The organism is Neotamlana nanhaiensis (genome assembly GCF_000943555.1).
GTDB lineage: Bacteria > Bacteroidota > Bacteroidia > Flavobacteriales > Flavobacteriaceae > Neotamlana > Neotamlana nanhaiensis.
Genome location: NZ_JTDV01000002.1, coordinates 1 through 24,588, shown reverse-complemented (window position 1 = coordinate 24,588; position 24,588 = coordinate 1). Strand labels below are relative to the sequence as shown.

The window sequence follows — 24,588 nt, the reverse complement described above, 5'->3', positions numbered from 1 at the left end:
TAGAAGTATATGAGAATAAAAATATAACAATCTATAAATTTATAAGCTATGAGATACGTAAAAAAGATATTAGGACAACTTAATGATTTATTGTTAGTTAATTTTGAAGTAGAGAAAATTTATAGTGATGTTATTGATGAAGTAACCGATGACAGCTTACGATTATTTTTTAAAGAACGTGCTCTTGAGAGAAACGAATTTAGCAAACGCATTAATATAGAAATTGAAGCTTTAGGCGAAACACCAGAACGTATAGGTGCCTTGAGTAAAAACTTTTATAAAATTAAAACTAAGTTTAAAAATTTAGCTTTTGTAAAAAATGAAAGCGATTTATTAGACGAAGTTTTTAACTTAAAACAAGATAGTATTAATAAATACAATGAAGTTTTAATGCAACCGCATTTACCTTTAAAGCTATGTAAAATATTGGTAAAGCAACGCGATAGTATACAAGCAACGTTGCGTGTTTTAAAACGAGAATATGCTGTAGTAGCATAATAATAATTACAGGTAAAGCTAGTTTACTTGTAATTTTAAAATATTTAATAGTGTAGTTTTTTGTTTAAGCTTTGCAGTTTTTAATTTAAAATGGCTTTTTGGTTAAAAAATTAGTTAACTGTATCGTATAAACAAAGGCATAAATTAATAATTAGCAATTCTTTTATGTCACTTTTAGTTTAGGGTGTTTTTTCTTAATTTAGAATTCTCCTTTTTTAATTAATAACCAAAATGTTTAGGCATTTTAAAACTCAACTAAACCATGAGAAATACAGAACAGATTAATAAGCAATTAAACCGTTTACTCTCGGTTAATTTTAAAGCAGAAAAAGCTTTTTTAGATGTTATAGATAATGTAGAAAGTACAGTAATTAAAAACTTTTTACGCGTTTCGGGTTACGAGCGTAAACAATTTATTAAAGCCTTAGATTTGGCTATTAGACAAAAAGGAGGTACCCCAACATATCCAGATAGTATTGTTCCAACTCCAAATAAAAAGAGTTCCAAATTACGACATATTATAGCTAAAAATAATAAGCTTAAAATTTTAACCGAAATAGGTAAAATGCAAGTTACCGATATTGAAAAATATCAAAAAGTGCTAAATAATGTTGAGTTTCCTGAACAATTAGAATCTGCACTTAAAAAGCAAAAAGATACCATTGTAAATTCGCTTTATGGTATCGAGGTTCATAAAGATTTATTTGCGCGACGATTGGCTATTTCGTAGTTGATTTTTATAAAAACATGCATTTTATCGATGTTTTTGGTTTTTTAAGGATGTATTTCGTCGAATTTATGTTTTTAATGAAGCGTTCCATTTTAGTTATTAGCTACTTTAGCAGGTACCAAACCTAAATTGTAAACATTTTTAACCTCAAACTTAAATCTGCTTAATATGAAAAATTCTCCAGAAATTACAGCACACCTAAACAAGTTACTAACTTTAAACTTTAATACGGAAAGGGCGTTTATTAATACGGCCGAAGCTATTGAAAGCGACTCGGTTGCTAAATTTTTAAGGTTAATAAGCCACGATAGAAGTCAGTTTATTAAAGCTTTAGACAGTGCTATTAGAGATCAAGGTAGTGTTCCTGAATATCCTGAAGTAACTGTACCATTAACAATTGGATATGGTTTAAACGAAATTCTTAAAAATATAAAGGCTTCGAATAATGAAGAATTTATTTTCACAGAAATAGGTAAAATTCAAATGATGGATATTGAAAGATACCAAGCTGTTATAAATAAGTTTGATTTCTCTGAAAAATTAGAGTCGACTTTAAAAAAGCAAAAAGAGAATTTAGTAATGACGCTTTATGCAATAAATGTTTATAAAGATTCTTGCTCAAGAAACAAAATTGCAGTTTAAACTGTAATTACAAATATAAATCTATTAAGCCATCGGGAGTATTTACCTCGATGGTTTTTTTGTTTTTGTCAACTTTAATAATAAACGCGTCGTTCATTGGAATTAAAATTTCTTTTCCGTTTCTGTCAATTTCAAAAAGTGCCTGAGCGGTTGTGTCGTTTATAGCTTTAATAATACCTACTTCACCAAAATTTTTATCGGTTACCATAAAGCCAATAATTTCATGGAAATAGAATTTATCGTCGTCAAGCTTTGGTAATAAATCTAGCGGCAAATACAGGTCGCATTTTAAAATAGATTCGGCATCTGCCTCGGTATCTACATCTTCAAATTTTAGACGTAGTAGCTCGGTTTTGTGTAATTGAGCTTGTTCTACAAAAAAAGGAATTAAATTGTTTTTAAGCTCTAAAAATACAGCATCCATGTTTTGATAAATATCAGGTTCGTCGGTGTCTAGTTTAGCTAAAACCTCACCTTTAAAACTGTATTTTTTAACTATTTTTCCTAAGTAGAAACAATCTTCTTTTTTCATAGAAAAGGTCTTCTTTTTCTATTTCCGCGTATGCGGAAATCTTTTTTTGAGAAATTTATTATTGATTTAGATTCCCACTTTCGTGGGAATAAAAAAACTCCGACACATCGTATCGGAGTTTAAAAGTATAAAAAATAAATGTTTTTTATTCTTCTTCGTTGCTAGCTTCAGCTTCAACGTCTGCACTTTCTTCAGCAGCTTCTTCAACAACAGGAGCGGCAGCAGCTATTCTAGCTTCGTTTACAGCTTTTTCAGCAGCAAGAGCTTCAGCTTTAGCTTTAGCTTGTGCTTCACTTAAACCTTCAGATTTAGCTTGAACTTTAGCTTCTTTTTCTTGTAACCAAGCGTTGAATTTTTCTTCAGCTTGCTCTTCGGTTAAAGCACCTTTTGCAACACCACCAGCTAAATGCTTTTTAAGTAAAGCGCCTTTATAAGATAAAATAGCTTTAGCAGTATCTGTTGGTTGTGCACCATTTTGTAACCACTTTACAGCACCATCAACATCTAACTCTACAGTTGCAGGGTTTGTGTTAGGGTTGTAAGCACCTAATTTTTCTAGGTATTTACCATCTCTTTTGGCGCGTGCATCGGCAGCAACAATCCAGTAATAAGGTTTTCCTTTTTTACCGTGTCTTTGTAATCTAATTTTTACAGGCATAATAATTAATTAATTGAGGTTCGCGACCTCGGGTTATTAATGAGGGCGCAAATATACTCTAATATTTTTAATTTTCAAGCATTTAACTAAAATAAAAGACAAACTGGAGTTGGTATATTTATATCATGCAAAAAACTAAGTGTGCCGTCGTTGTCGTTTATTTTAAAAACGGAAATGTTATCGCTCTTTTGGTTGGCTACCAATAAAAATTTTCCATCTGGCGATAGTGTAAAGTTTCTAGGCCAATTACCATGCACCGACGCATTTTGTATTTTAGTAATGTTGCCATTTATGAGGTCTCTTCTAAAAACAGCTATGGTGTTTTCACCACGATTGGAACCGTATAAAAATTCCTCGTTGTTAGAAAGATGTATATCGGCGCAGTCATTTCGGTCGGTAAAACCATCAGCAAGTGTAGAGGTATTACTAATAACCTCATAAGTGTTGCCGGTTTTCTTTGCTGCTGTAATGGTGCTTGCATATTCATTAATAACATAAATAAAATCGGCATTTTTTGTAAACGTAAAGTGTCTTGGGCCAGCGTTAGGCGTCATTTTTATAAATGATGAATCTTTTAGTGTATAAGCATCGGTGTCATTTTTTATGTATTTGTACATGGCATTGCGGCCTAAATCGGCAACAAAAAGCACGTCTTTAAAAAACTGTGCCGAATGCGCATGCGACTTTTCGTTTGGTAAATTATGATCAAATACTTGAGATGCTTCGGTTAGGCTACCATCTTCATTTATATCATATAGCGCAATATTACCACCGCTGTAGTTTGATGCTGCGAGTTTGGTGCCAGAATCGTTTACAGAAATATGACAAGGTGCGCCTCCAAAACTTTTTACCGTATTTATTAAGGTTAAATGTCCTGTTTCGGTAATTCTAAAGGATGATACTGTGCCGTGGTCGGCTTCGTTTACAGCATACATATATTTTTGGTTTGGGCTGTAAGCTATAAACGATGGATTGCCAATCGTAGCTGCCAATGTTAAATTTGTTAGCATACCCGTTTCGGTATTAAAATTTAGTTTATAAATACCTTCACTATCTCCAGAGGTATACGTGCCAATGTATAATGGAACGGTGTTTTGGTTTTCGTTGCAGCTGTAAAGCGTCATAACTAAAGCGAGTACTAATAATGGTTTCATTTATATGTGTATTATCCTGTAAAAGTAACATAATTTATAATGTTAACGCTCTCTTAATGCTATTATAAACCTTGTTAAAGTGCTTGACAGCGCCTCTCTTTTTGGGTATCTTTACTTTGGATTTAAAAACAAGATAGAGATAAGTTTTAAAATCTTCGTTCATTGCTTATTTATTTGTGTTCAATAGGAAATGGACATACTCAGATTAAATTCTGAAAAAAATCAAAAAATAGAACATGAGAAATTTAAAATGATTATGATTATGAAGTATACAGAAGAAATTTCGAACAAGTTAAATGAACTATTAATTAAAAATTATGATGCCGAAAAAGGTTATTTAAATGCGGCTGATAATGTTGATAGTACAGATTTAAAAATATTTTTTAGACGAAGAGCCACGGAGCGTAGCGAGTTTGCAAAACAAATTCGAACAGAAATTTTACGTTATGGCGAAACCCCTAAAGATTCCGGAAGCTTTAAAGGAACGATGCACAGAAACTGGATGAGTTTAAAATCGTTATTCTCATCAAATGATGAAGAAGCCATTTTAGAAGAAGCTATTAGAGGAGAGGAGGCAAGTTTAAAAGAATATAATGATGTTTTAAAAGACAGAACTTTGCCACCAAGTATTGATGCAATGCTGTTTAATCAGAAAAACGCGATACAGGAGGCAATTAATAGTGAAAAGTTAAAAGAACATTTAGTTTCATAAACTATTTGGTTGGTTAGTTAGTTTGAAAAAACGCAGCTCGATTAATTTCGGGTTGCGTTTTTTTATTGTTTAAAACTCATAACAAGTTCCTGTAAAAAAAGCCGAAATTCTATGTATTTTTATAAACTCGTTTTTTCAAACATCAGCGTTACAAAACAACTCATAAATTTTAAGGAATGTACTTAATTTTCGATACAGAAACTACCGGATTACCAAAGCGTTGGGATGCACCCATTACCGATGTCGATAATTGGCCAAGGTGTATACAAATTGCATGGCAATTGCACGATGCTATGGGTAACTGTATAGAAAGTCAAGATTATTTGGTGCAACCAGATGGGTTCAATATTCCTTACGACGCCGAAAAAATTCACGGTATTTCTACCGAATTGGCAGCAGAACAAGGCGTGCCACTTGCCGAAGTTTTAGAAAAGTTTAATATCGCTTTAAGTAAAACCAAATTTGTAGTTGGGCAAAATGTAAAGTTCGATTTAAATATTATGGGTGCCGAATTTGTACGAGAAGCTGTGGAAAACCCATTGCAAGAATTGCCAGTACTCGATACCTGTACAGAACATACAGCCGAACTTTGTAAAATACCAGGTGGTCGTGGTGGTAAATTTAAATTACCAACATTAACCGAGTTACATGAGTTTTTATTTAATGTTCCGTTTGCCGAAGCGCATAATGCAACTGCCGATGTTGAAGCTACAACACGTTGTTTTTTAGAGCTTATTCGTCTTGAAGAATACACCAAAGAGCAACTTGATGTAGAAACCGATTATTTTAAAAGTTTCAAGGAAGCAAATCCTGAACCTATTGATTTAATTGGGTTAAAGCATATCAACCTCAAACAAGAAAGCGATAAAATTCGTAAGCGTTTAGAGAAGTTAGAGCCCAAAACTCCAATTGATGATATTGCCATAGATGTTGATGTTACCGAAGTCGATTTTGTACATCTGCATAACCATTCGCAATTCTCGGTACTGCAATCTACCATGAGTATCCCCGATTTGGTTTCGGCTGCCGCATCTCATAACATGCCCGCCGTAGCGCTAACAGATCATGGTAACATGATGGGGGCATTCCATTTTATAAACGCTGTAAATAATCAAAATAAAGGTATTGAAGCGGCCATAAAAGCAGCAGAAGAAAGTGGCCAACCTACCAACAAGAAACTTATAAAACCCATTGTTGGGTGTGAGTTTTTTGTTTGTGAAAATCATGCAGATAAAACCAGAAAGGACAACGGTTATCAAATTGTTTTAATAGCTAAAAATAAAAATGGCTATCACAATTTAGCAAAATTATCGTCTTGTGCCTTTGTCGATGGGTTTTATTATGTGCCTCGTATCGATAAAAAACTGATTGAACAATACAAAGAAGACATCATTGTTTTAACCGGTAACCTTTACGGAGAAGTGCCTAGTAAAGTGTTGAATATTGGTGAAAATCAAGCAGAAGAAGCCTTAATTTGGTGGAAAGAACAGTTTGGTGACGATTTATATGTCGAAATCATGCGCCATAATCAAGAGGATGAAAACCGTGTTAACGACACTTTAGTAAAGTTAGCTAGAAAACACGATGTTAAGCTTGTTGCAACCAACAATACCTATTATCAAAAACAAACCGATGCCAATGCGCACGATATTTTATTGTGTGTAAAAGATGGCGAAAAACAAGCCACACCTATTGGTCGTGGTCGCGGGTATCGTTATGGTTTGCCAAATCAGGAGTATTATTTTAAGTCTTCAGATGAAATGAAGGAAATCTTCAAAGATTTACCTGATGCCATTGCGAATACCGAAGATATTGTCAATAAAATTGAAGCATTCCAGTTAGCACGTGATGTATTATTGCCTGCTTTCGACATTCCAGAGCAATTTAGGCATGAAGATGATTTAAAAGACGGTGGAAAACGTGGCGAAAACGCTTACTTACGTCATTTGGTTTACGAAGGCGCAAAAAAACGTTACGGTGAACCTTTAAATGAAGAAGTTACAGAGCGCCTAGATTTTGAGCTCGATGTAATTGAAAATACTGGGTATCCTGGGTATTTCCTTATTGTAGAAGATTTTATTCGCGAAGCCCGAAATATGGATGTTTCGGTAGGGCCAGGGCGTGGTTCTGCAGCGGGTTCAGTGGCGGCTTATTGTTTATGGATTACCAACATCGACCCCATGAAGTACGATCTGCTTTTTGAGCGTTTCTTAAATCCAGATCGTGTAAGTATGCCCGATATCGATATCGATTTTGATGATGAAGGTCGCGGGCGTGTTATGGAATACGTTATCAATAAATACGGTGCCAATCAAGTAGCGCAAATTATTACCTACGGTACTATGGCAGCAAAATCGAGTATTCGAGATACCGCTCGTGTACTGGATTTGCCGTTATTTGATGCCGATAGAATTGCGAAATTAATTCCGAATATGTCTAAGCTAAATAAGATTTTTGGTTTAGATGAAAAAGCTCTGGCAGGTAAATTTAGAGCTGAAGAACTTGAAAAAGTAAACGAACTTTTAAATATATCTGAAGGTGCCGATCTTGAAGCTAAAACGGTAAATACCGCGAGAATGCTTGAAGGTTCGGTGCGAAATACCGGTATTCATGCCTGTGGCGTTATCATCACACCCGACGATATTACCAAATTCGTTCCAGTTTCGGTAGCGAAGGATTCTGATTTATATGTCACTCAGTTTGATAACTCCGTAGTAGAATCAGCAGGATTACTAAAAATGGATTTCTTAGGGTTAAAAACGTTAACCTTAATTAAAGATACTGTTAAGATTGTAAAAGCACGACATGATGTTCAGCTAGATCCAGAGAGTTTTCCGTTAGACGATGAAAAAACGTATGCGCTTTTCCAACGTGGTGAAACGGTCGGGGTATTCCAATACGAATCTCCTGGTATGCAGAAGCACCTTCGCGATTTAAAGCCTACAGTGTTTGAAGATTTAATTGCCATGAACGCCTTGTATCGTCCGGGACCAATGGAATACATACCGAGTTTCGTTCGAAGAAAACATGGCGACGAAGAAATTGAGTACGATTTACCAGCCATGGAAGAATATCTTAAGGAAACTTACGGTATTACGGTGTATCAAGAGCAGGTAATGTTGTTATCGCAAAAACTGGCAGGATTTACTAAAGGTGAAGCCGATGTACTTCGTAAGGCTATGGGTAAAAAGCAAATTGCAGTACTTGATAAAATGAAGCCTAAGTTTATCGAGCAAGCTAGTGCTAATGGTCATGATGCCAAAATTCTTGAAAAAGTTTGGAAAGACTGGGAGGCTTTTGCGAGTTACGCCTTTAATAAATCGCACTCTACATGTTATGCTTGGATAGCCTACCAAACGGCTTATTTAAAGGCGCATTACCCTGCGGAATACATGGCTGCGGTACTATCTAACAACATGAACGATATTAAAACCATAACCTTCTTTATGGAGGAATGTAAACGTATGAAGTTGGATGTTCTTGGGCCAAGTGTAAACGAGAGTTACTACAAGTTTTCAGTAAATAATGATGGCGCGGTTCGTTTTGGTATGGGAGCAATAAAAGGTGTAGGTCATGGTGCGGTGATGACGATTGTTGATAACAGAAAAGAAGATGGCGAATATAGATCTATTTTCGATTTGGCAAAACGTATCGATTTACGTGCTGCGAATAAAAAAGCGTTTGAAAATCTGGCTTATGCTGGTGGTTTCGATTGTTTTTCCGATACACATCGCGCGCAATACTTCCATAAGGAAACCGATTTAACCTTTTTGGAAATGGTTATAAAATACGCTCAAAAACACAAGGAAAACGAAAATTCGGCGCAAGTAAGTTTGTTTGGTGAAGCGAGTGATGTGCAAATTGCAGAACCTACAATTCCGCCATGTGAAGATTGGGGAACGATGGAAAAACTATCTAAAGAGCGCGAAGTGGTTGGTATTTATATTTCAGGGCATCCGTTGGATGATTTTAAAACCGAAATGAAAACCTTCTGTAATGCTACCGTTGGTATGTTCAATAATTTAGAACCTTATGTGAATCGTGAATTGGTGTTTGGAGGTGTAGTCACTGATGTTCAGCATCGTGTAAGCAAGCAAGGTAAAGGTTGGGGTATGTTTACTATTGAAGATTATACCGATAGTTATGAGTTTAGAATTTTTGGTGAGGATTATTTAAAGTTCAGACATTTCTTAATGATTAATAACTTCGTATTTGTAAAATCGTTTGTTCGCGAAGGTTGGACGAATAAGGATACAGGTAAAAAGAGTGATCCACGTATTCAATTTAACAGTTTTCAGTTGCTGCAAGATGTTATGGAGCAGTATGCAAAAAAACTTTCATTACAATTGGATATAAACGATTTAAAAGAGCAAAAAATCACGGCGCTAAGAGAGTTGTTTCACTTGCATCCAGGAAATCAAGCATTGACTTTTTTAGTGTATGATACTAAAGAAAAAATAAAACTCACTATGCCAAGTAGAAGGCAAAAAGTAAAAGTAAGCCAAGAACTATTGGACGAGCTGCAAACTTTGGATGTGCGGTTTAAGTTGAATTAAGGTAGTTGTATTTAGAGGTTGCATACGGTTTATACTTTGTTTAAAACAACTTAATATCTTCATATTTATTTTAAAATCAATATAATAGAATTTGTTTTTGTAGGTTTTAAATTTGATAATTTTATAAAAATTAGTTTAAGTTTTTAGGATTATTTCATTTCTTTCAGTTTTACATAAAGTTTTAGTTTAGGTTTCATTCCATTTGTTATTTTTAGTCAAAATTTGTTTATGCAAGAGGTAAAACCGCGAATTAAAATATTCGATATTGCAAAGGGTATTAGTATTATACTAATGACGATAAGTCATTACCCATTTTTAATGGACTATAAGGGTTTGTTAAGCTTTAATATGGTGGCGTTAGTTATTAAAATGCCGTTATTTATTTTTATTTCGGGCTATTTGCTTAGTAATCGGTTAAATTTTAGAGATTTTTTTCATAATAAATTCGACGGACTAATAAAACCTCTATTAGCATTTTTAATAAGTTTAACGCTGTTAAATATTATTTTTTATTCTATTACTACTACTAATTTCTCAACAAATGGTGTTCTTGAGTTTGTAAATGCGTTTTTTAATGTATTTTATTTTTTTGATTTAGAATATGTTAATTATACATTTTGGTTTATTATAGCATTGTTTGTTGGGCAAATAGTTGTAAAAGGAGCTTTGGAAATGTTAAAAATTAAAAAGCCTAACAATTATATATTGTTGGGTGTTTTAGTAATATTACTTGCATTGTTATCTACACTTAATAGTGAGTTTTATTATTTGGGTTATGTTCCCATTTTTGTTGCTTATTTAGTTGCTGGATATGTTTGTAATATAATTTTGAAGAAGTATTTTCAAGGTTCTCAAGTTTTCTACAACAAGAAAATGATTGTTTTTTTAATACTTTTTATACTAGGGTTGCTAGTTGTTTTTAAAGACGGCATAAGTGTTAAAGTAGATATCTATTACTTTATCTATAATTTTCATTATAAATTAGTGCTTTCAGTAATTGGAGTTTTCGCGATAATTTATTTGTGTACTTTTATTGAAAAAATTCCATTTATTAATAAGGCTCTAATTTATTGCTCTAGAGCCAGTTTTTTTATTCTTGCTTACCATTTGTTTTTTATAAAGGTATTCGATTTTCTTTTTGATTTAAAAACGTACAATCCTTGGTTTCATACTGTGTTGTTTTTTGCCAATATTGCTTTATGTTGTTTTATTTATGAAGGTCTTAAAAAGGTAAAAGTAGTGCGTTTGTTTTTTTATCCAATAAAGACAATTGAATTTAGTAATATTGAATATAGGCTGTTTCAAATTAAATTTTTTCATATATTATTTCCTAAAGATGTTGTTTTGCAAAAGGTGAAAAAATAATTTTAAATCAAAAATTTATTCATTCATTTTAGTTTTGCCTTTTTGTTTGAAGCTTATAGCATGTTAAAATTCTAAATACGGTTTAACTAATAAAAAACCTAAAACCACTCCACTTTTAAATCTTTAATTAAAGTGGCGCCGCTGCCAACCGTTCCTGTATGCTGAAAACTAAATCCGCCAAATATGTTTGGAGTGATTTGAGCTTGCAAATCAACAACTTTTACAACATCAGCATTATTGTGTTTTGTGTCATATACCGAAGCATTTTCAGCATGAACAATGAGTTGATTACCTTTTGTTTCAATTGTGATTTTACAATTCGCTCTGTAGGATGATGCCGAAACAGGTTCGCTTATAGCTGTTGCAACACCATTTGTGTATTGCATTAAAATAAAATCAATGGCGTCACTGTATTTTGTGGTTCTTATCAATTGGAGTGCGTAGCCATTCATGTTTTTAACATCCATTTTAATGCCAATATCCATGTATTGCGCTCTTGCACTACTAAAACCTTGTCCTGCAGTTTTAGCTGGAAAGGCTGTAAAACTCAACGTCATATCCTCGAAAGCATTTCCAACGGGTTGGTAACGCATTCTAGCGTCTTTTATGTTTTGTACAAACCCTTTTACACCAGCAGCGCCGTTAATGCCGTTGCCAAAATACCACGGGTTTACATTGTTGTTGGCTTCCCAGTTATACGCTTTTGTGTCCTCTGGCGTGTAGCTATCTAAAGTCCAAATCTGGGAATAACTTGCGACTGATTTTTAGCTGAAAGGGTTTCAAAATCTGGTTCTAAGATATTAGGATTTGATTTGATGTCTTTTGATGTTATTTTTTTACTGAAAATTACCGTTTTTGGTTCGCTGGCATGACAACGTTTGTGTTTTGGAGAAATTTTCGCCATGATGAAATAGTCAATATCACCCTGAGAAAGTTTATAGGTCTTTAACGGTTTGTTTAATCGCGACACTGAAATTTCAATTGGGTTGCTGCCGTATTTATCGGTGCAACGGTACCAACTAATTAACGATTGGTCTTCAAATTCTATGTCTAAACTATAATCTAAATGCAGCGATCCGTTTTTGTTTTTAATGATTTTAGGTTGTTTCGAAAATGTTGGCGGATTTAAAAACGAAGGATTAATAGTTAAAACACTAGCCGCTTGTAAACCTAATTGCGTGGTTGCGTTTATTACTACTTTTTTGGCGTCATTTTCTGTGTTGGTTGGAATAATTGAGCAGCTTCCGCTGGGTTGTGGTTTTAAAATCACATAAGGTTGATACACTTCACCTATACTCCAAATAATTTCGGGGTTTTGGGCTACAAAATTACCAGAGCGTTTAGTGGTAGCGGTAAGTTTAATACTGTCTTTTCCTGTCTCTAAAGTTTGTTGAGTAGGTTGAATAATGAGTTGTGTAGGAATGGAGGATAAGTTTGTGCTAGATGCTTTTTCGGCAGCAGGAACAGTTGGTTTAATGTTTAAAGGTAACTAAAAATTTGCGCAAAGGATTGCAGCGGCATCCTTTTTTGAGGTACGAGAAAAAGATATAGCGGAAAGCCTGTTTTATGCGCCCAAAAAATAAAAATAGGTACTGACAATTAAGTTATAAGCAAAAGAAATTGTGAGTTTGTAAGGTTTAGTGTTTTTTTTGACTAATTTTGTGAAATCAATTAGAATATAAGAATAAAAAAAAGAATTATGGCACTAGAAATAACAGACGCAACTTTTGAAGATACAGTTTTAAAAAGTGATAAGCCAGTATTAGTAGACTTTTGGGCTGCTTGGTGTGGACCATGTAGAATGGTTGGGCCAATTATTGAAGAAATAAGTGGTGAATACGAAGGTAAAGCCGTTGTTGGAAAGGTTGACGTTGATGCAAACCAAGAATTTGCTGCAAAATACGGTGTGCGTAACATACCTACAGTTTTAGTTTTTCAAAACGGTGAGGTTGTTGGCAGACAAGTAGGTGTAGCTCCTAAAAATGCTTACACTGAAGCGATTGATTCGCTATTATAATATAATAACGAAAAAGAAAATTGAAAAAGGTTTACTGTTATGGTAAACCTTTTTTATTTTAGTAAAAATTAAAAAAATAAGATGAGTAAACCAATAAAAGTACAAGATGCTATAGATAGCAAATTGTTAGAAGACCGTAAAGTGTTTTTATGGGGTCAAGTGGATGATAAATCGGCAAAACATGTGATTGATAGATTGTTGTATTTAGATGCGCTTGAAACTAAAGATATTCAGTTATATATTAACAGTCCTGGTGGTTATGTAACGTCGGGTTTTGCTATGTACGATTGCATTAAGTCGTTAAATAGCGATGTGTCGACTATTTGTACAGGGTTGGCAGCGTCTATGGGTTCTATTTTACTATCTGTAGGAACTAAAGGAAAACGTTTTATACAACCACATGCGCGTGTTATGATTCATCAACCAAGTGGTGGCGCACGCGGGCAAGCCAGTGATATTGAAATTACAGCACAAGAAATTATTAAAACCAAAGAATTAAGTGCTAAAATTTTGGCTGATAACTGCGGACAAGATTTCGATAAAGTGATGAAGGATTTTAATCGTGACCATTGGATGGGAGCCGAAGAATCTGTGTCTTACGGTATAGTTGATGGCGTAATTTAAAGTATATTTTTCACTTGAATTTACAGAACGAACTTAATAAAGCAGAAGGTTTTAAAAACTTGGAGCTACTTGCCAAACAAGTGGTTGAAGGGTTTATTGCTGGAATGCATAAAAGTCCGTTTCATGGTTTTTCGGCGGAATTTGCAGAACATAAAATTTATAATCAAGGGGAAAGCACACGCCACATTGATTGGAAGCTATTTGCAAAAACCGATAAATTGTATACCAAACGTTATGACGATGAAACCAATTTACGCTGCCATATTATTTTAGATAATAGTAGCTCTATGCATTACCCAAGTGTTGAGGTTCAGCAATTAGATACGCTTAATAAAGTAGGTTTTTCGGTTTTATCTGCGGCGGCATTAATGCAGATTTTAAAGAAACAACGCGATGCAGTTGGGTTGAGTATTTACAGTGATAATTACGATTACTATGCGCCTGAAAAGGGTAGTGAGCGTCATCATCAAATGTTATTGAATCATTTAAGTGAAGCTGTTGTAAACAAATCGGTTAGTAAAACTACCGAAACCTATAAATACCTGCATGAAATTGCCGAAAAAATACATCGTCGCTCGCTTATTTTCTTATTTACCGATATGTTTCAAACAAGTGAAGATGAAGCGAAACTTTTTGAAGCTTTGAGGCATTTAAAATACAATAAGCATGAAGTAGTGTTATTTCATGTTTTTGATGGTGAAAAGGAATTGACGTTCGATTTTGATAATAAGCCTAAGCGATTTATTGATGTTGAAACAGGTGAGCATGTAAATTTATATGTCGATAACATTCGCGAAAGTTACCATACTGCGGTTGAAAATTATTTTACAGCATTAAAATTGAAGTGTGCACAGTACAAGATAAAATACGTTGAAGCCGATATAAACAAAGGGTTTAATGCGGTTTTGACAACCTATATGATAGAGCGACAAAAGTTCGCTTGAAAATTTTTTTAAAAAAAGTTTAAAAAACATTTGAGAAATTAAAAAAGCCGTGTATATTTGCATCCGCAATAACGCAACGGTCTGGTAGTTCAGTTGGTTAGAATGTCGCCCTGTCACGGCGAAGGTCGCGGGTTCGAGTCCCGTCCAGACCGCAAATATTGCTCAAAAGCCTTAACACTTCTTAAGGCTTTTTTTGGCAATAAAAAGAAGTTGTGTTGTTCAGTAAGCCTTGTGTTTACTGAAGGTAGAGGTGCCCAATCAAGTTGAGCACTAAACCAATGGAAAGCTTTCCTTTTCCGAAGTTTCGGAATTGGGATGCTTTTTTGTTTTAGGGATAGATTTACTAAATGTTTACTAAACCAAATGAAAAAGTACCGAGAAGCATTACTAACTTCTCGATACAATTTCTTCAGCCTGTAAAACTCGTATTGATAATTCTCTAACTTAAAAATTATTCAGCATTTGCCGTAATTAATGCGAATGTTCTGCTTCGCCTTTTTTCATTTCAGCAATTAAATAATAGGCATTGTTATAGGCGAAATAGGTGTTTTTTGGTGGTGTTTCTTTAAAGGTAACAGCTATCCAATTATTGTCTTTTTCTCCAGTAATAACCTCAATGGGTTTAAAAGCCCAATTATCACCTTCTTTTTCATTAATAAATACATAAAAGCGATCTCCATTTTTTACAATAGCACTTTCGGGTAGTGCTTCTTTTAAAGCATTATTTGTTTGTATTTTACCCTGAATATACATTCCAGGAATCAGGTTTCCTGATTTGTTTTCAATTTCAGCATGTACGTGAACTGCTTTGGGATTATCTTCAAAGGTTTTGCTTACCGAATAAATCTCGGCAGTCAGTTCGGTATCAGGAATAGATTGTACATTAAATGTTACTTTTTGGCCTTCCTTGATTTTATATACGTCTTTTTCAAATACCATTAGGTCGGCATGTACGTGATGCGTGTTTACCACTTCAAACAATTCGGTTGGTGGCTCTACATATTGTCCCGTTTTTACCTCTACTTTTTGTACATAACCTTCAATAGGCGTACGTAAAGGAATTTGTTGTGCGATGACACCATTTTTTACCGAATTGATGCTGATATTTAACATTTTTAATTGTTCGGCTAAACCATTTACCAAAGCTGTCGAGGCTTTGTAACTCGCTTCTGCTTTTTGAAAATTAGAGCCAGAACCCACGCCAGCATCATACAACTTTTTTTGGCGCTCAAAATTTTTATTGGCCAGTTCACTATCGCTAAACGCCTTTAAATAATCGGTTTGTATAGAAATGATATTTGGGTGAGATAAGTAGGCTACCACCTGGCCTTTTTCAACTTTATCACCTTCAATAACTTTAATAATGCTCACGTTGGCACCAATTACGGTTGTTATAGCTGCTTCGTTTTGTGGTGGCACTTCTAATGTTCCATTCGCTTCTACATAGCCGCTCATATTTCGTGTAGCAATTGTGTCAACTTTCATTTTTAAAGCGTCAAACTGTTGCTGATTTAAGATGATTTTGTCTTCTTTATGATGACTGTCGTTTTCTTTAGTTTTGGAAGTTTCATAGTGAGAATGTCCATCATTCTCTGAGTGACTGTCTTTATTTTTACAAGATATCATAATAAGTGTTGCTAATAAAACGGGTATATATAGATGTATTTTCATAATTAATTTTGATTAAAATATTGTAATTGAAACGCGCTTTCCAAATAATTGATCAATGCGGTTTGTGCGTCTAACTGCGATTGTACCGCTTCTTTGACCATTTGAGTAAATGTGGCATAATCTATTTCGCCTTCCTTGTAGGCAAAAAGCGCTCCGGTTCTTTGGTCTCTGGTGAGTGGTAAAACGTCGTTTTTATAGAATTCCCAAGCGGTTTTCCATTTAATAAATTGTGCTTTAGCTTGATTAAATTGTGATTGTATTTCCTGTTTTTTATACTGAAAGACACTCTCGGAAATCTCGCTATTTATTTTAGCCGATTTAATTTTAGCTTTGTTAGTTCCCGACAAAAACGGAACGGAAATTCCCGCCTGATAGCTGTAAAATCCTGAATTTCCATTTACTTTTTGCAATCCGCCTTGTAGGTTAAACTTTGGTAAATTAGCTGCTTTTGCAGTTTTAATTTCGGCTTGGGCAACCTCCATTTGATTTTTAGATATAGAAAGGTTTGGATGAGTGTTTAATATTGAGGTTTCTGTTTCTAATATTATTTCAGTATCTAACGCATCACTAACCGTAAACAATGCTTCGTCAAAAAGCCAAAGATTTAATTGTTGAATGGCAATACGGTAATCTTGATACGCTTGTGTTGTTTTGTTTTTAATTTGAAACACTTGATTTTTAGCGGCAGCATATTCTAATTTAGAAATTGCTTCAACCTCATAGTTTAAAGTTACAGCTTGCTCAAAATTGCTGTAAATGGAATCCAACTCTTTATAAAGCTGATAGTTTTGTTTGGCTTTATAGCAGTTTGCCCACGCTTTTTTAACCTCCAATTCTATTTCTATAGTGCTTAATTGTAATGCTTTTTGAGCTAATTTTATGCGTTGTGATTGCAATTGTCGTTTAGCACCAATACTAAATACATCAATGTTAGATTGTCCTAAACCCAATAGGGTGTAAACACCATTTTCGCTGTTAATTTCTTCACCACCCGTAAAAATCTGGGTAGTTCCAAAGTTATATGCAGCCGCTTTTAGACTTTCTTGTTTGTCAATTTCTAGTTGTTTTTGTTTCAATAATGGATAATTGGTTTTAGACATAGAAACGGCTTCGCTAAGTGTAACTTCTTTTAGATTATCTAACTCTTGCTGCGCATGGCTTTTATTGGAAAACACAGCAAACACCAATAAAACAATGGACGTACTCGCTATTCTTTTATTCGGTTTTAACTTTAAAGATTTGCTTTCAACCCAATGATATAAAATGGGTAAAACGAATAGCGTAAGTAATGTTGAAGTCAGCAATCCGCCAATAACAACGGTAGCTAACGGACGCTGCACCTCGGCGCCAGCAGATGTTGAAATTGCCATGGGTAAAAAACCTAATACATCGGTAAATGCAGTTAGTATAATAGGTCTAATGCGGCGCTTTGTACCTTTAAAAATGCGGTCTTTTAGATGGGTTACGCCTTCATCTTTCAGTTCGTTTAAACCGCTAATCATTACCAAACCATTAAGCACAGCTACGCCAAATAATACAATAAAACCAACACCTGCCGAAATACTAAATGGCATATCGCGTAGCCATAATGCAATAACACCTCCAATGGTCGCCATAGGAATAGCAATGTAAATCATTAAAGTTTGGGGTAAGGACTTTAAAGCAAAATAAATAAGAATAAAAATGAATAACAGCGCAATTGGGACAACAGTTTTAAGTCGGTTACTGGCGCGTTCGAGGTTTTCAAAAGCACCTCCGTAGCGAATAAAATAACCCGATGGTAGCTCTAATTTTGCGTCTAACTTGGTTTTTATGTCTTCAACCAACGATTTTACATCACGTCCTCTCACATTAATGCCTACATACGTTCTGCGGTTGGTATTGTCGCGACTTATTTGCATCGGGCCTGCTTTGTAGCTAATGTCGGCGATTTCGCGAAGCGGAATTTGTGCACCATTTGGCAAACTGACAAACAGATTTTGCACATCGCTAATATCCTGTCGGTTTTGAGCTTGTAAACGAACGACCAAGTCAAAACGCTTTTCACCTTCAAAAATCACACCGGCTTTTCCGCCTGCAAATGCCGATTGTATAAGGTTGTTTATGGTGTTAATTTGAAGTCCGTACTGTGCTAATTTGTTTCGGTTGTATTTTACGGTAATTTGCGGTAAACCCTTGGTAGCTTCGGCTTTCATATCACCAATGCCTTCTGTTCCTGCAATGATTTTGGTGATATCTTCGGCTTTTTGCGATAACACTTCAATGTCTTCACCATATAATTTTATGGCAATATCTTCGCGAACGCCTTCTAATAATTCATTAAAACGCATCTCGATAGGTTGCGTAAATTCGTAATTAACACCAGGAATAATTTCAACCGCTTCCTTCATGTTTTCAATAAGTTCGTCTTTTGATGTAACGGTAGTCCATTCCGACTTAGGTTTCAGAATTACAAAAACATCGGCAATATCCATTGGCATTGGGTCGGTTGGTATTTCGGCAACGCCAATACGACTTACAATTTTTTCAACTTCAGGAAATTTGGCTTTAACAATTTGCTCTATTTTGGTGGTGGTTTCTACGGTTTCGGTTAGCGAACTTCCTGGTTTTAAAATGGCGTGAAAAGCGATGTCGCCCTCATCGAGTTGCGGAATAAATTCACCACCCATGCTGCCAAATAACCAAACCGTTAAGGCAAACAAACCAACAGAGAAACCAACGACCCATTTACCTTTTGATAGGGCATTTTTAAGTAAAGGTTGGTATTTAGCTTCAATCCAATGCACAAATTTGTCGCCATACGATAGTTTGTTGTTTTTTGATGGACGTAACACCAAAGCTGACATCATTGGGACGTAGGTTAAGCACAATACCATAGCACCAATCATGGCGAAAATAAAGGTGAGTGCCATAGGTTTAAACATTTTGCCTTCAACACCTTGGAGTGCCAAAATGGGAAGGAATACAATTAAAATAATGAGTTGCCCAAAAAAGGCGGCATTCATCATTTTTTTTGATGCTGTGGCGGCCACTTCGTCACGTTCTTTTTGAGATATGCTTTTCTTTTTAAGCATTTGAGAGGCTATAAGGAATACGGTAGATTCTACAATAATGACAGCGCCATCTACAATAATTCCGAAGTCAATAGCACCTAAACTCATAAGGTTTGCCCAAACGTTAAATACATTCATTAATATGAATGCAAAAAGTAGCGATAACGGAATGGTTGAAGCTACGATTAATCCGCCACGCCAGTTTCCTAATAAAAAAATAAGCACAAAAATCACGATAAGTGCCCCTTCAACAAGGTTGGTGGCTACTGTTGATGTGGTTTTGTTAATTAATTTACTGCGGTCTAAAAGAGGTTCGATGATGACGCCTTCTGGTAAAGATTTTTGAATTTGTTGCATACGTTCCTTTACATTGGTAATAACATCGTTGGAGTTAGCGCCTTTTAGCATCATTACCAAACCGCCAACTACTTCGCCTTCACCATTTTGGGTTAACGCTCCGTAACGGGTTGATGCTCCAAACTGAACCGTAGCAATATCACCAATGGTTATGGGAATATTGTTTACCGTTTTTATCGGTATTTTTTTAATATCGTTTAAATTGCGAGCCAATCCTTCTCCTCTAATAAAATTGGCTTGGTGGTTTTTTTCAATGTACGCGCCACCTGTGTTTTGGTTGTTGGCTTGGAGAGCTTCAAAAACCTCTGAAATGCTTAAACCAATAGCTTTAAGCTCGTTTGGATTTATAGCAACTTCGTATTGTTTAATTTTTCCGCCAACAGCGTTAACTTCTACAACACCAGGTACCATCGCCATTTGGCGTTGTACAATCCAATCTTGCACACTGCGTAAATCGGTAATAGAGTATGTGTCGCGAAATTCAGGAGTTACTTTTAAGGTGTATTGATAAATTTCGCCCAAACCTGTTGAAATAGGTCCCATAGTTGGCGTGCCAAATCCGCTAGGGATATCTTCTTTAACTTCAATAAGTTTTTCGGCAACGAGTTGTCGTGGTAAATATGTTCCCATATCGTCGTTAAATACAATGGTAACAACCGATAAACCAAAGCGCGAAATAGAGCGAATTTCTTCGACTTCGGGTAGATTACTCATTGCAATTTCGATGGGGTAGGTTATAATCTGCTCAATATCCTCAGTGCCTAAATTGGGCGATTGAGTAATAACTTGAACTTGATTGTTTGTAATGTCGGGAACGGCATCTAAAGGCACTTTGGTCATGCTCCAAATACCAGCTCCAATAATGGTAAGCGTAAGCAAACCAATAATGAATTTGTTATTGATTGAAAAATCAATGATTTTATTAATCATGGAAATATGTATTAATTCAGTGAAATGTTTTCGATTTACTTTGCAGTCTATCGATTGAAATAAGTCTAATTAGGATGTAGTTATCCTCTTAAAATACTGAATTAAGCCCGAGGTGGTTGTAAAATAGAAGCGTTGAAGTTTTTTACTAAACCTTCAAAATGATGACCTACTTGAGTAGAAATTATGGGTTTCACCAAATTGTATTCGGTAGCTTGACATTGAGTTACATGAATGTGGCAGCAATGGCACTGGCAAAAGGGCGAACAAAGGTCGTTGTCTTGGTGGTTGTGGTCGCTATCGTGCTTTTGCGAAATTTCAGTTTTAACCTCATTATCTGCAACAACGCTATCTTCACAAGGCATCAAATTGAGTGTGAAGATGTAAATAGATAATATAAATGCAAGAAATTTCATTAAGGCAAAGATATAAATTTTTTAATGTGATCGAGGTTCAAAGTAGGCTTATGTATTGTTTTTGAATTTTTTTGATGACATTTTGGTTGTTTAACGATATCATAGTGTAAACCCATAAATAAGTGTCTTATGAAATCAAAATCTTCAGTCTTAATATTACTTTTTATTGTTTGTTTGGCGAGTTGCAAACGAAATGATGGTAACGACAATGCTTATCTTCAAAATGAATCGTCTCAAAAAAAATCACTATTTGGTTTTTTAGGGAATAAGAAAAAAACACATGCATTTCGCGATGCTCGAACGGGTTTGGTGGTAAATAGCACCGAATATCCTTCGGATTGGCAAGTTATATCGAAGCCAATTTATACGATCGATCAGAAATTGCCGGTATTTTTAACCGAAATTCAAGGTCCTAATAATTTAAAATCTTTTAATACTCCCATCAAGTTGTTTTTGCATTACCCAAATTATCAAACCGAACAAATGATGCGACAATACGGCAGAAATGCGAACATGATTCGCCGTATATCAAGCAACGAGCAATTAATGCAAGAAGAAGTTAATAGTAGAATGATGCATAGTGGTTTTCAAATGATAGGGCAAAAAAGAATTCCGAGAGCCGAACAATTTTTAAGAAATATGCTTAATAAATCGGGTATGCAACAAGCGCAGTTCGAGCATTATGCCACAGAATGGACCAATAATAAAGGTCAAAAAGCTTTAGTTTCTTTGGTTAAAATGGCAATGCAGCAGCCTATTTTAAATAACGATGTTATGGTTATGTGGTTTTATAGTTTAGATTATTTATTTGTGGATGAGTCGGAATTTGAAGCTGCTATAAACAACATGCTAGAAGCTGCCGAAAACACTAAAGACAACCCGCAATGGCAGCAATATACCGCACAATTGAATGCTGCTAGAATGCAACAGGCACAACGCGATCATCAAATACATATGCAAAATCGTCAAGCAGCTTTTAACGCGCATCAGCAAAAAATGAAGGGTATTTGGGCGGCTCAAGATGCTAATCATGCCTCATTTATGAATAGAAATTTTGGAAGCGGTAGTAGTACTGCTCAAAGACAATTTGTAAACATGATTAACGAACAAGAAACCGTTTATAACCCAAACACTGGAAAAAATTACCAATTGCAGGCTGGATCGACCGAATATTGGATGGATAGCGATGGTAATTATATTCAAAACAACGATTTGTTTTATAATCCAAACGGAGATATAAATTTAAATAATAGGGAGTGGACTAAGGTTAGTAGTTCGTATTAGTTTTTTATTGGTTGCCGACTAAAGTTTGAGTCGGAATTTAGTTGAAAATCTCTGTATATTTTATGCAGAGATTTTTTCGTTATAGGATTTAAAATTACGTTGAAAATTCATCCAAAAAAAGGACGGTAAATTTTAAATTTAAGCGTTATTAAAGCTGTTGAAATTGTTGGTTTGGTATAATGAAAATATCACAATAAAATATTAGAATCTAACAAAAGCATTCATATTATTATTTGTATATTTAGCGGATGTAAAAAAAAGAAAGTTTAAAATTATCAATTATGTAAAATGATGCTTTTTATTGTTTTTGTGTTATAAGATGATTTTTAGATACAGAACGTGCATAGTAAAAATTGTTTATAAATCAATTTTAAAATTGGTTTTTAAATAAAAAATATTACATTTGCGTAATCGATTACATTAATTAATTTTTTTGTAAAAAAAGCACTAAGTAATTAAGAAAATGCAAGCGCATCTTTTTTTCTAACCTGAAGCTTTTTTTAAATGAAACACTAACCAATTAAACTAGCTAAACTGAATTATGAGCAAACAGTTTATCCATGATAATTTTCTGCTTGAAAATGAGTATGCCGAGGAGTTATATCATAATTACTCAAAAAACCAACCTATAATTGATTATCACAATCACTTACCACCTAAAGATATTCTTGAAGATAAAGTTTTTGGAAACTTAACAAAGGTTTGGATTAATGGCGACCACTACAAATGGCGCGCAATGCGTACGCTGGGTGTAAACGAAAAATTTATTACAGGTGATGCTGCCGATAAAGATAAGTTTATGCAATGGGCAAAAACAGTGCCTTACACGATGCGTAATCCGTTGTATCACTGGACCCACTTAGAGTTAGCGCGTTATTTTGATGTATATGATTTGTTAAACGAAAAATCAGCATCAAGAATTTACGACGAAACAGCTGAAAAATTAAGTAGTAAAGATTACAGTTGTCGTAACTTACTTCGTAAGGTTAACGCAGAATTGGTATGTACTACCGAAGATCCTATCGATACTTTAGAGCATCATCAAGCACTTCGTAAAACCGATTTAGAAATTAAAGTAAGTACAGCGTTTAGACCAGATAAAGCCATTTTAATTGGTAATGAGGGTTATGTGGCTTATGTGGAAAGCTTAGGTAAAGCGGCCGATATTAATATTGGTTCATACCAAGATCTAAAAGATGCTTTACGTAGCCGAATTTCATACTTCAACGATAATGGTTGTAAACTTTGTGATCATGGTTTAAATCAAATTTCATTTGTGCCATTTACCGATAGCGAAGTAGAAACCATTTTTGCTAAAAAGCTAAAAGGAGATGCATTATCAAACCAAGAAGTGTTACAGTTTGAAACAGCTATATTGTTGTTTTTATGTGAAACGTACCATGAGTTTGGTTGGGTGCAACAATTCCACTTAGGTGCTTTAAGAAATAATAACAAGCGCATGCACTCTATTTTAGGTCCTGATACTGGTTGGGATTCTATTGGCGATTTTCCACAAGCCGAAAAACTATCAGCATTCTTAAATAGGTTAGATAGCAAAGATAAATTAACCAAAACCATTATTTACAATTTAAATCCTGCCGATAACGAAGTTATGGCTACCATGATTGGTAACTTTAACGATGGTAGTGTAAAAGGTAAAGTGCAATTTGGTTCTGGTTGGTGGTTCTTAGATCAAAAAGACGGAATGACTAAACAAATGAATGCCTTGTCTAACATGGGCTTAATTAGTTGTTTTATTGGTATGTTAACCGATTCTAGAAGCTTCCTTTCTTTTCCTAGACACGAATATTTCAGACGTTTACTTTGTAATCTTTTAGGTGATGAAATTAAACGTGGCGAATTACCAAAAGAAGAAATGGAATGGATAGGTAAAATAGTTGCAGATATTAGTTACTTCAACGCAAAAGAATATTTCAATTTTTAAAAACACACAAACAAATCTAAATAAATGAGTAAAGTAGTAACATTTGGGGAAATAATGCTAAGATTAGCACCTCAAGGATTTTTAAGATTTTCGCAAGCTAACAATTTCGATGTTGTATATGGTGGTGGCGAATCAAACGTAGCGGTATCGCTAGCAAATTATGGTGTTGATGTTGATTTTGTAACCCGTTTACCAAAAAATGATATTGGTGAATGTGCTATGATGGAAATGCGTAAGCGTGGTGTAGGCGTAGATAAAATAGTTTGGGGTGGCGACCGTTTAGGAATTTATTTCTTAGAAACAGGTGCTGTAAGTAGAGGTAGTAAAGTAGTTTATGATAGAGCGCATTCTGCTATTGCAGAAATCGAGTCTGGTATGATTGATTGGGATGCTGTTTTTGATGGTGTTGAGTGGTTCCACTGGACAGGTATTACACCAGCTATTTCACAAGGTGCTGCAGATGTTTGTTTAGAAGCTGTAAAAGCAGCAAGCGAAAAAGGTAT

20 protein-coding genes and 1 tRNA gene are annotated in these 24,588 nt (G+C 34.8%); 13 read left to right on the top strand and 8 right to left on the bottom strand.

What is annotated here, in order from left to right:
• Positions 1-48 precede the first annotated feature (48 nt).
• The 3 genes from PK35_RS03340 (at position 49) to PK35_RS03330 (ending at position 1,870) form a co-directional block, all read left to right on the top strand.
• Positions 49-498 (top strand): DUF2383 domain-containing protein, encoded by a 450-nt coding sequence (locus PK35_RS03340; RefSeq protein WP_044625285.1) that lies wholly within the window; start codon positions 49-51, stop codon positions 496-498.
• Positions 499-760: 262 nt separating this feature from the next.
• Positions 761-1,228 carry a DUF2383 domain-containing protein gene (locus tag PK35_RS03335; RefSeq protein ID WP_044625284.1) on the top strand — a complete coding sequence of 156 codons (468 nt, stop codon included), beginning with the start codon at positions 761-763 and terminating at the stop codon, positions 1,226-1,228.
• A 168-nt stretch (positions 1,229-1,396) separates the two neighbouring features.
• On the top strand, positions 1,397-1,870 hold the full coding sequence (locus PK35_RS03330; protein WP_044625283.1) for a DUF2383 domain-containing protein: 474 nt from the start codon (positions 1,397-1,399) through the stop codon (positions 1,868-1,870).
• A 7-nt stretch (positions 1,871-1,877) separates the two neighbouring features.
• On the opposite strand, the gene rimM is transcribed toward PK35_RS03330, so the two are convergent.
• The 3 genes from rimM to PK35_RS03315 form a co-directional block, all read right to left on the bottom strand.
• Complete coding sequence (gene rimM / locus PK35_RS03325; RefSeq protein WP_044625282.1) at positions 1,878-2,402, bottom strand: ribosome maturation factor RimM; 525 nt, start codon at positions 2,400-2,402, stop codon at positions 1,878-1,880.
• 145 nt (positions 2,403-2,547) lie between these two features.
• On the bottom strand, positions 2,548-3,060 hold the full coding sequence (locus tag PK35_RS03320) for a 30S ribosomal protein S16 (protein ID WP_044625281.1): 513 nt from the start codon (positions 3,058-3,060) through the stop codon (positions 2,548-2,550).
• 86 nt (positions 3,061-3,146) lie between these two features.
• A complete protein-coding gene (locus tag PK35_RS03315) occupies positions 3,147-4,214 on the bottom strand; it encodes a lactonase family protein (RefSeq protein ID WP_044625280.1) in 1,068 nt (355 codons plus the stop codon).
• 262 nt (positions 4,215-4,476) lie between these two features.
• Here PK35_RS03315 and PK35_RS03310 point away from each other — a divergent pair, with 262 nt between their 5' ends.
• The 3 genes from PK35_RS03310 to PK35_RS03300 all read left to right on the top strand — a co-directional run bounded on the left by PK35_RS03310 (position 4,477) and on the right by PK35_RS03300 (position 10,847).
• Positions 4,477-4,926, top strand: a complete 450-nt coding sequence (locus PK35_RS03310) for a ferritin-like domain-containing protein (protein ID WP_044625650.1) — start codon at positions 4,477-4,479, stop codon at positions 4,924-4,926.
• A 176-nt stretch (positions 4,927-5,102) separates the two neighbouring features.
• The gene (gene dnaE / locus PK35_RS03305; protein WP_044625279.1) at positions 5,103-9,482 is read left to right on the top strand and encodes a DNA polymerase III subunit alpha; all 4,380 of its coding nucleotides are present in this window, start codon (positions 5,103-5,105) and stop codon (positions 9,480-9,482) included.
• Positions 9,483-9,710: 228 nt separating this feature from the next.
• Positions 9,711-10,847: an acyltransferase family protein gene (locus PK35_RS03300; RefSeq protein ID WP_044625278.1), complete on the top strand. Its 1,137-nt coding sequence runs from the start codon at positions 9,711-9,713 to the stop codon at positions 10,845-10,847.
• Positions 10,848-10,945: 98 nt separating this feature from the next.
• Here the strand turns inward: PK35_RS03300 and PK35_RS03295 are convergent, their stop codons facing one another.
• Together PK35_RS03295 and PK35_RS03290 are read right to left on the bottom strand one after the other, a co-directional pair.
• On the bottom strand, positions 10,946-11,440 hold the full coding sequence (locus PK35_RS03295) for a hypothetical protein (protein ID WP_044625277.1): 495 nt from the start codon (positions 11,438-11,440) through the stop codon (positions 10,946-10,948).
• 134 nt (positions 11,441-11,574) lie between these two features.
• Positions 11,575-12,117 carry a hypothetical protein gene (locus PK35_RS03290; RefSeq protein WP_044625276.1) on the bottom strand — a complete coding sequence of 181 codons (543 nt, stop codon included), beginning with the start codon at positions 12,115-12,117 and terminating at the stop codon, positions 11,575-11,577.
• A gap of 429 nt (positions 12,118-12,546) precedes the next feature.
• Between PK35_RS03290 and trxA the strand changes: the two genes are divergently transcribed.
• The 4 genes from trxA to PK35_RS03270 all read left to right on the top strand — a co-directional run bounded on the left by trxA (position 12,547) and on the right by PK35_RS03270 (position 14,584).
• On the top strand, positions 12,547-12,864 hold the full coding sequence (gene trxA / locus PK35_RS03285) for a thioredoxin (protein ID WP_044625275.1): 318 nt from the start codon (positions 12,547-12,549) through the stop codon (positions 12,862-12,864).
• A gap of 81 nt (positions 12,865-12,945) precedes the next feature.
• Positions 12,946-13,488 carry a ClpP family protease gene (locus PK35_RS03280; RefSeq protein WP_044625274.1) on the top strand — a complete coding sequence of 181 codons (543 nt, stop codon included), beginning with the start codon at positions 12,946-12,948 and terminating at the stop codon, positions 13,486-13,488.
• A gap of 14 nt (positions 13,489-13,502) precedes the next feature.
• The gene (locus PK35_RS03275) at positions 13,503-14,432 is read left to right on the top strand and encodes a DUF58 domain-containing protein (RefSeq protein WP_044625273.1); all 930 of its coding nucleotides are present in this window, start codon (positions 13,503-13,505) and stop codon (positions 14,430-14,432) included.
• 78 nt (positions 14,433-14,510) lie between these two features.
• Positions 14,511-14,584, top strand: a tRNA-Asp gene (locus PK35_RS03270).
• 319 nt (positions 14,585-14,903) lie between these two features.
• Here PK35_RS03270 and PK35_RS03265 read toward each other — a convergent pair.
• The 3 genes from PK35_RS03265 to PK35_RS03255 form a co-directional block, all read right to left on the bottom strand.
• Positions 14,904-16,103: an efflux RND transporter periplasmic adaptor subunit gene (locus tag PK35_RS03265; protein ID WP_044625272.1), complete on the bottom strand. Its 1,200-nt coding sequence runs from the start codon at positions 16,101-16,103 to the stop codon at positions 14,904-14,906.
• Between the two features lie 2 nt (positions 16,104-16,105).
• Positions 16,106-20,443, bottom strand: coding sequence for a CusA/CzcA family heavy metal efflux RND transporter (locus tag PK35_RS03260; RefSeq protein ID WP_044625271.1), 4,338 nt, complete (start codon positions 20,441-20,443; stop codon positions 16,106-16,108).
• A gap of 101 nt (positions 20,444-20,544) precedes the next feature.
• Positions 20,545-20,856 (bottom strand): DUF6660 family protein, encoded by a 312-nt coding sequence (locus tag PK35_RS03255; protein ID WP_044625270.1) that lies wholly within the window; start codon positions 20,854-20,856, stop codon positions 20,545-20,547.
• A 129-nt stretch (positions 20,857-20,985) separates the two neighbouring features.
• Between PK35_RS03255 and PK35_RS03250 the strand changes: the two genes are divergently transcribed.
• From PK35_RS03250 to PK35_RS03240, 3 genes are all read left to right on the top strand, one after another.
• A complete protein-coding gene (locus PK35_RS03250; protein ID WP_044625269.1) occupies positions 20,986-22,140 on the top strand; it encodes a hypothetical protein in 1,155 nt (384 codons plus the stop codon).
• Positions 22,141-22,681: 541 nt separating this feature from the next.
• On the top strand, positions 22,682-24,085 hold the full coding sequence (gene uxaC, locus PK35_RS03245; RefSeq protein WP_044625268.1) for a glucuronate isomerase: 1,404 nt from the start codon (positions 22,682-22,684) through the stop codon (positions 24,083-24,085).
• Between the two features lie 24 nt (positions 24,086-24,109).
• Positions 24,110-24,588, top strand: a 479-nt coding sequence (locus PK35_RS03240) for a sugar kinase (protein WP_044625267.1), incomplete at its 3' end; no start/stop codon positions are given.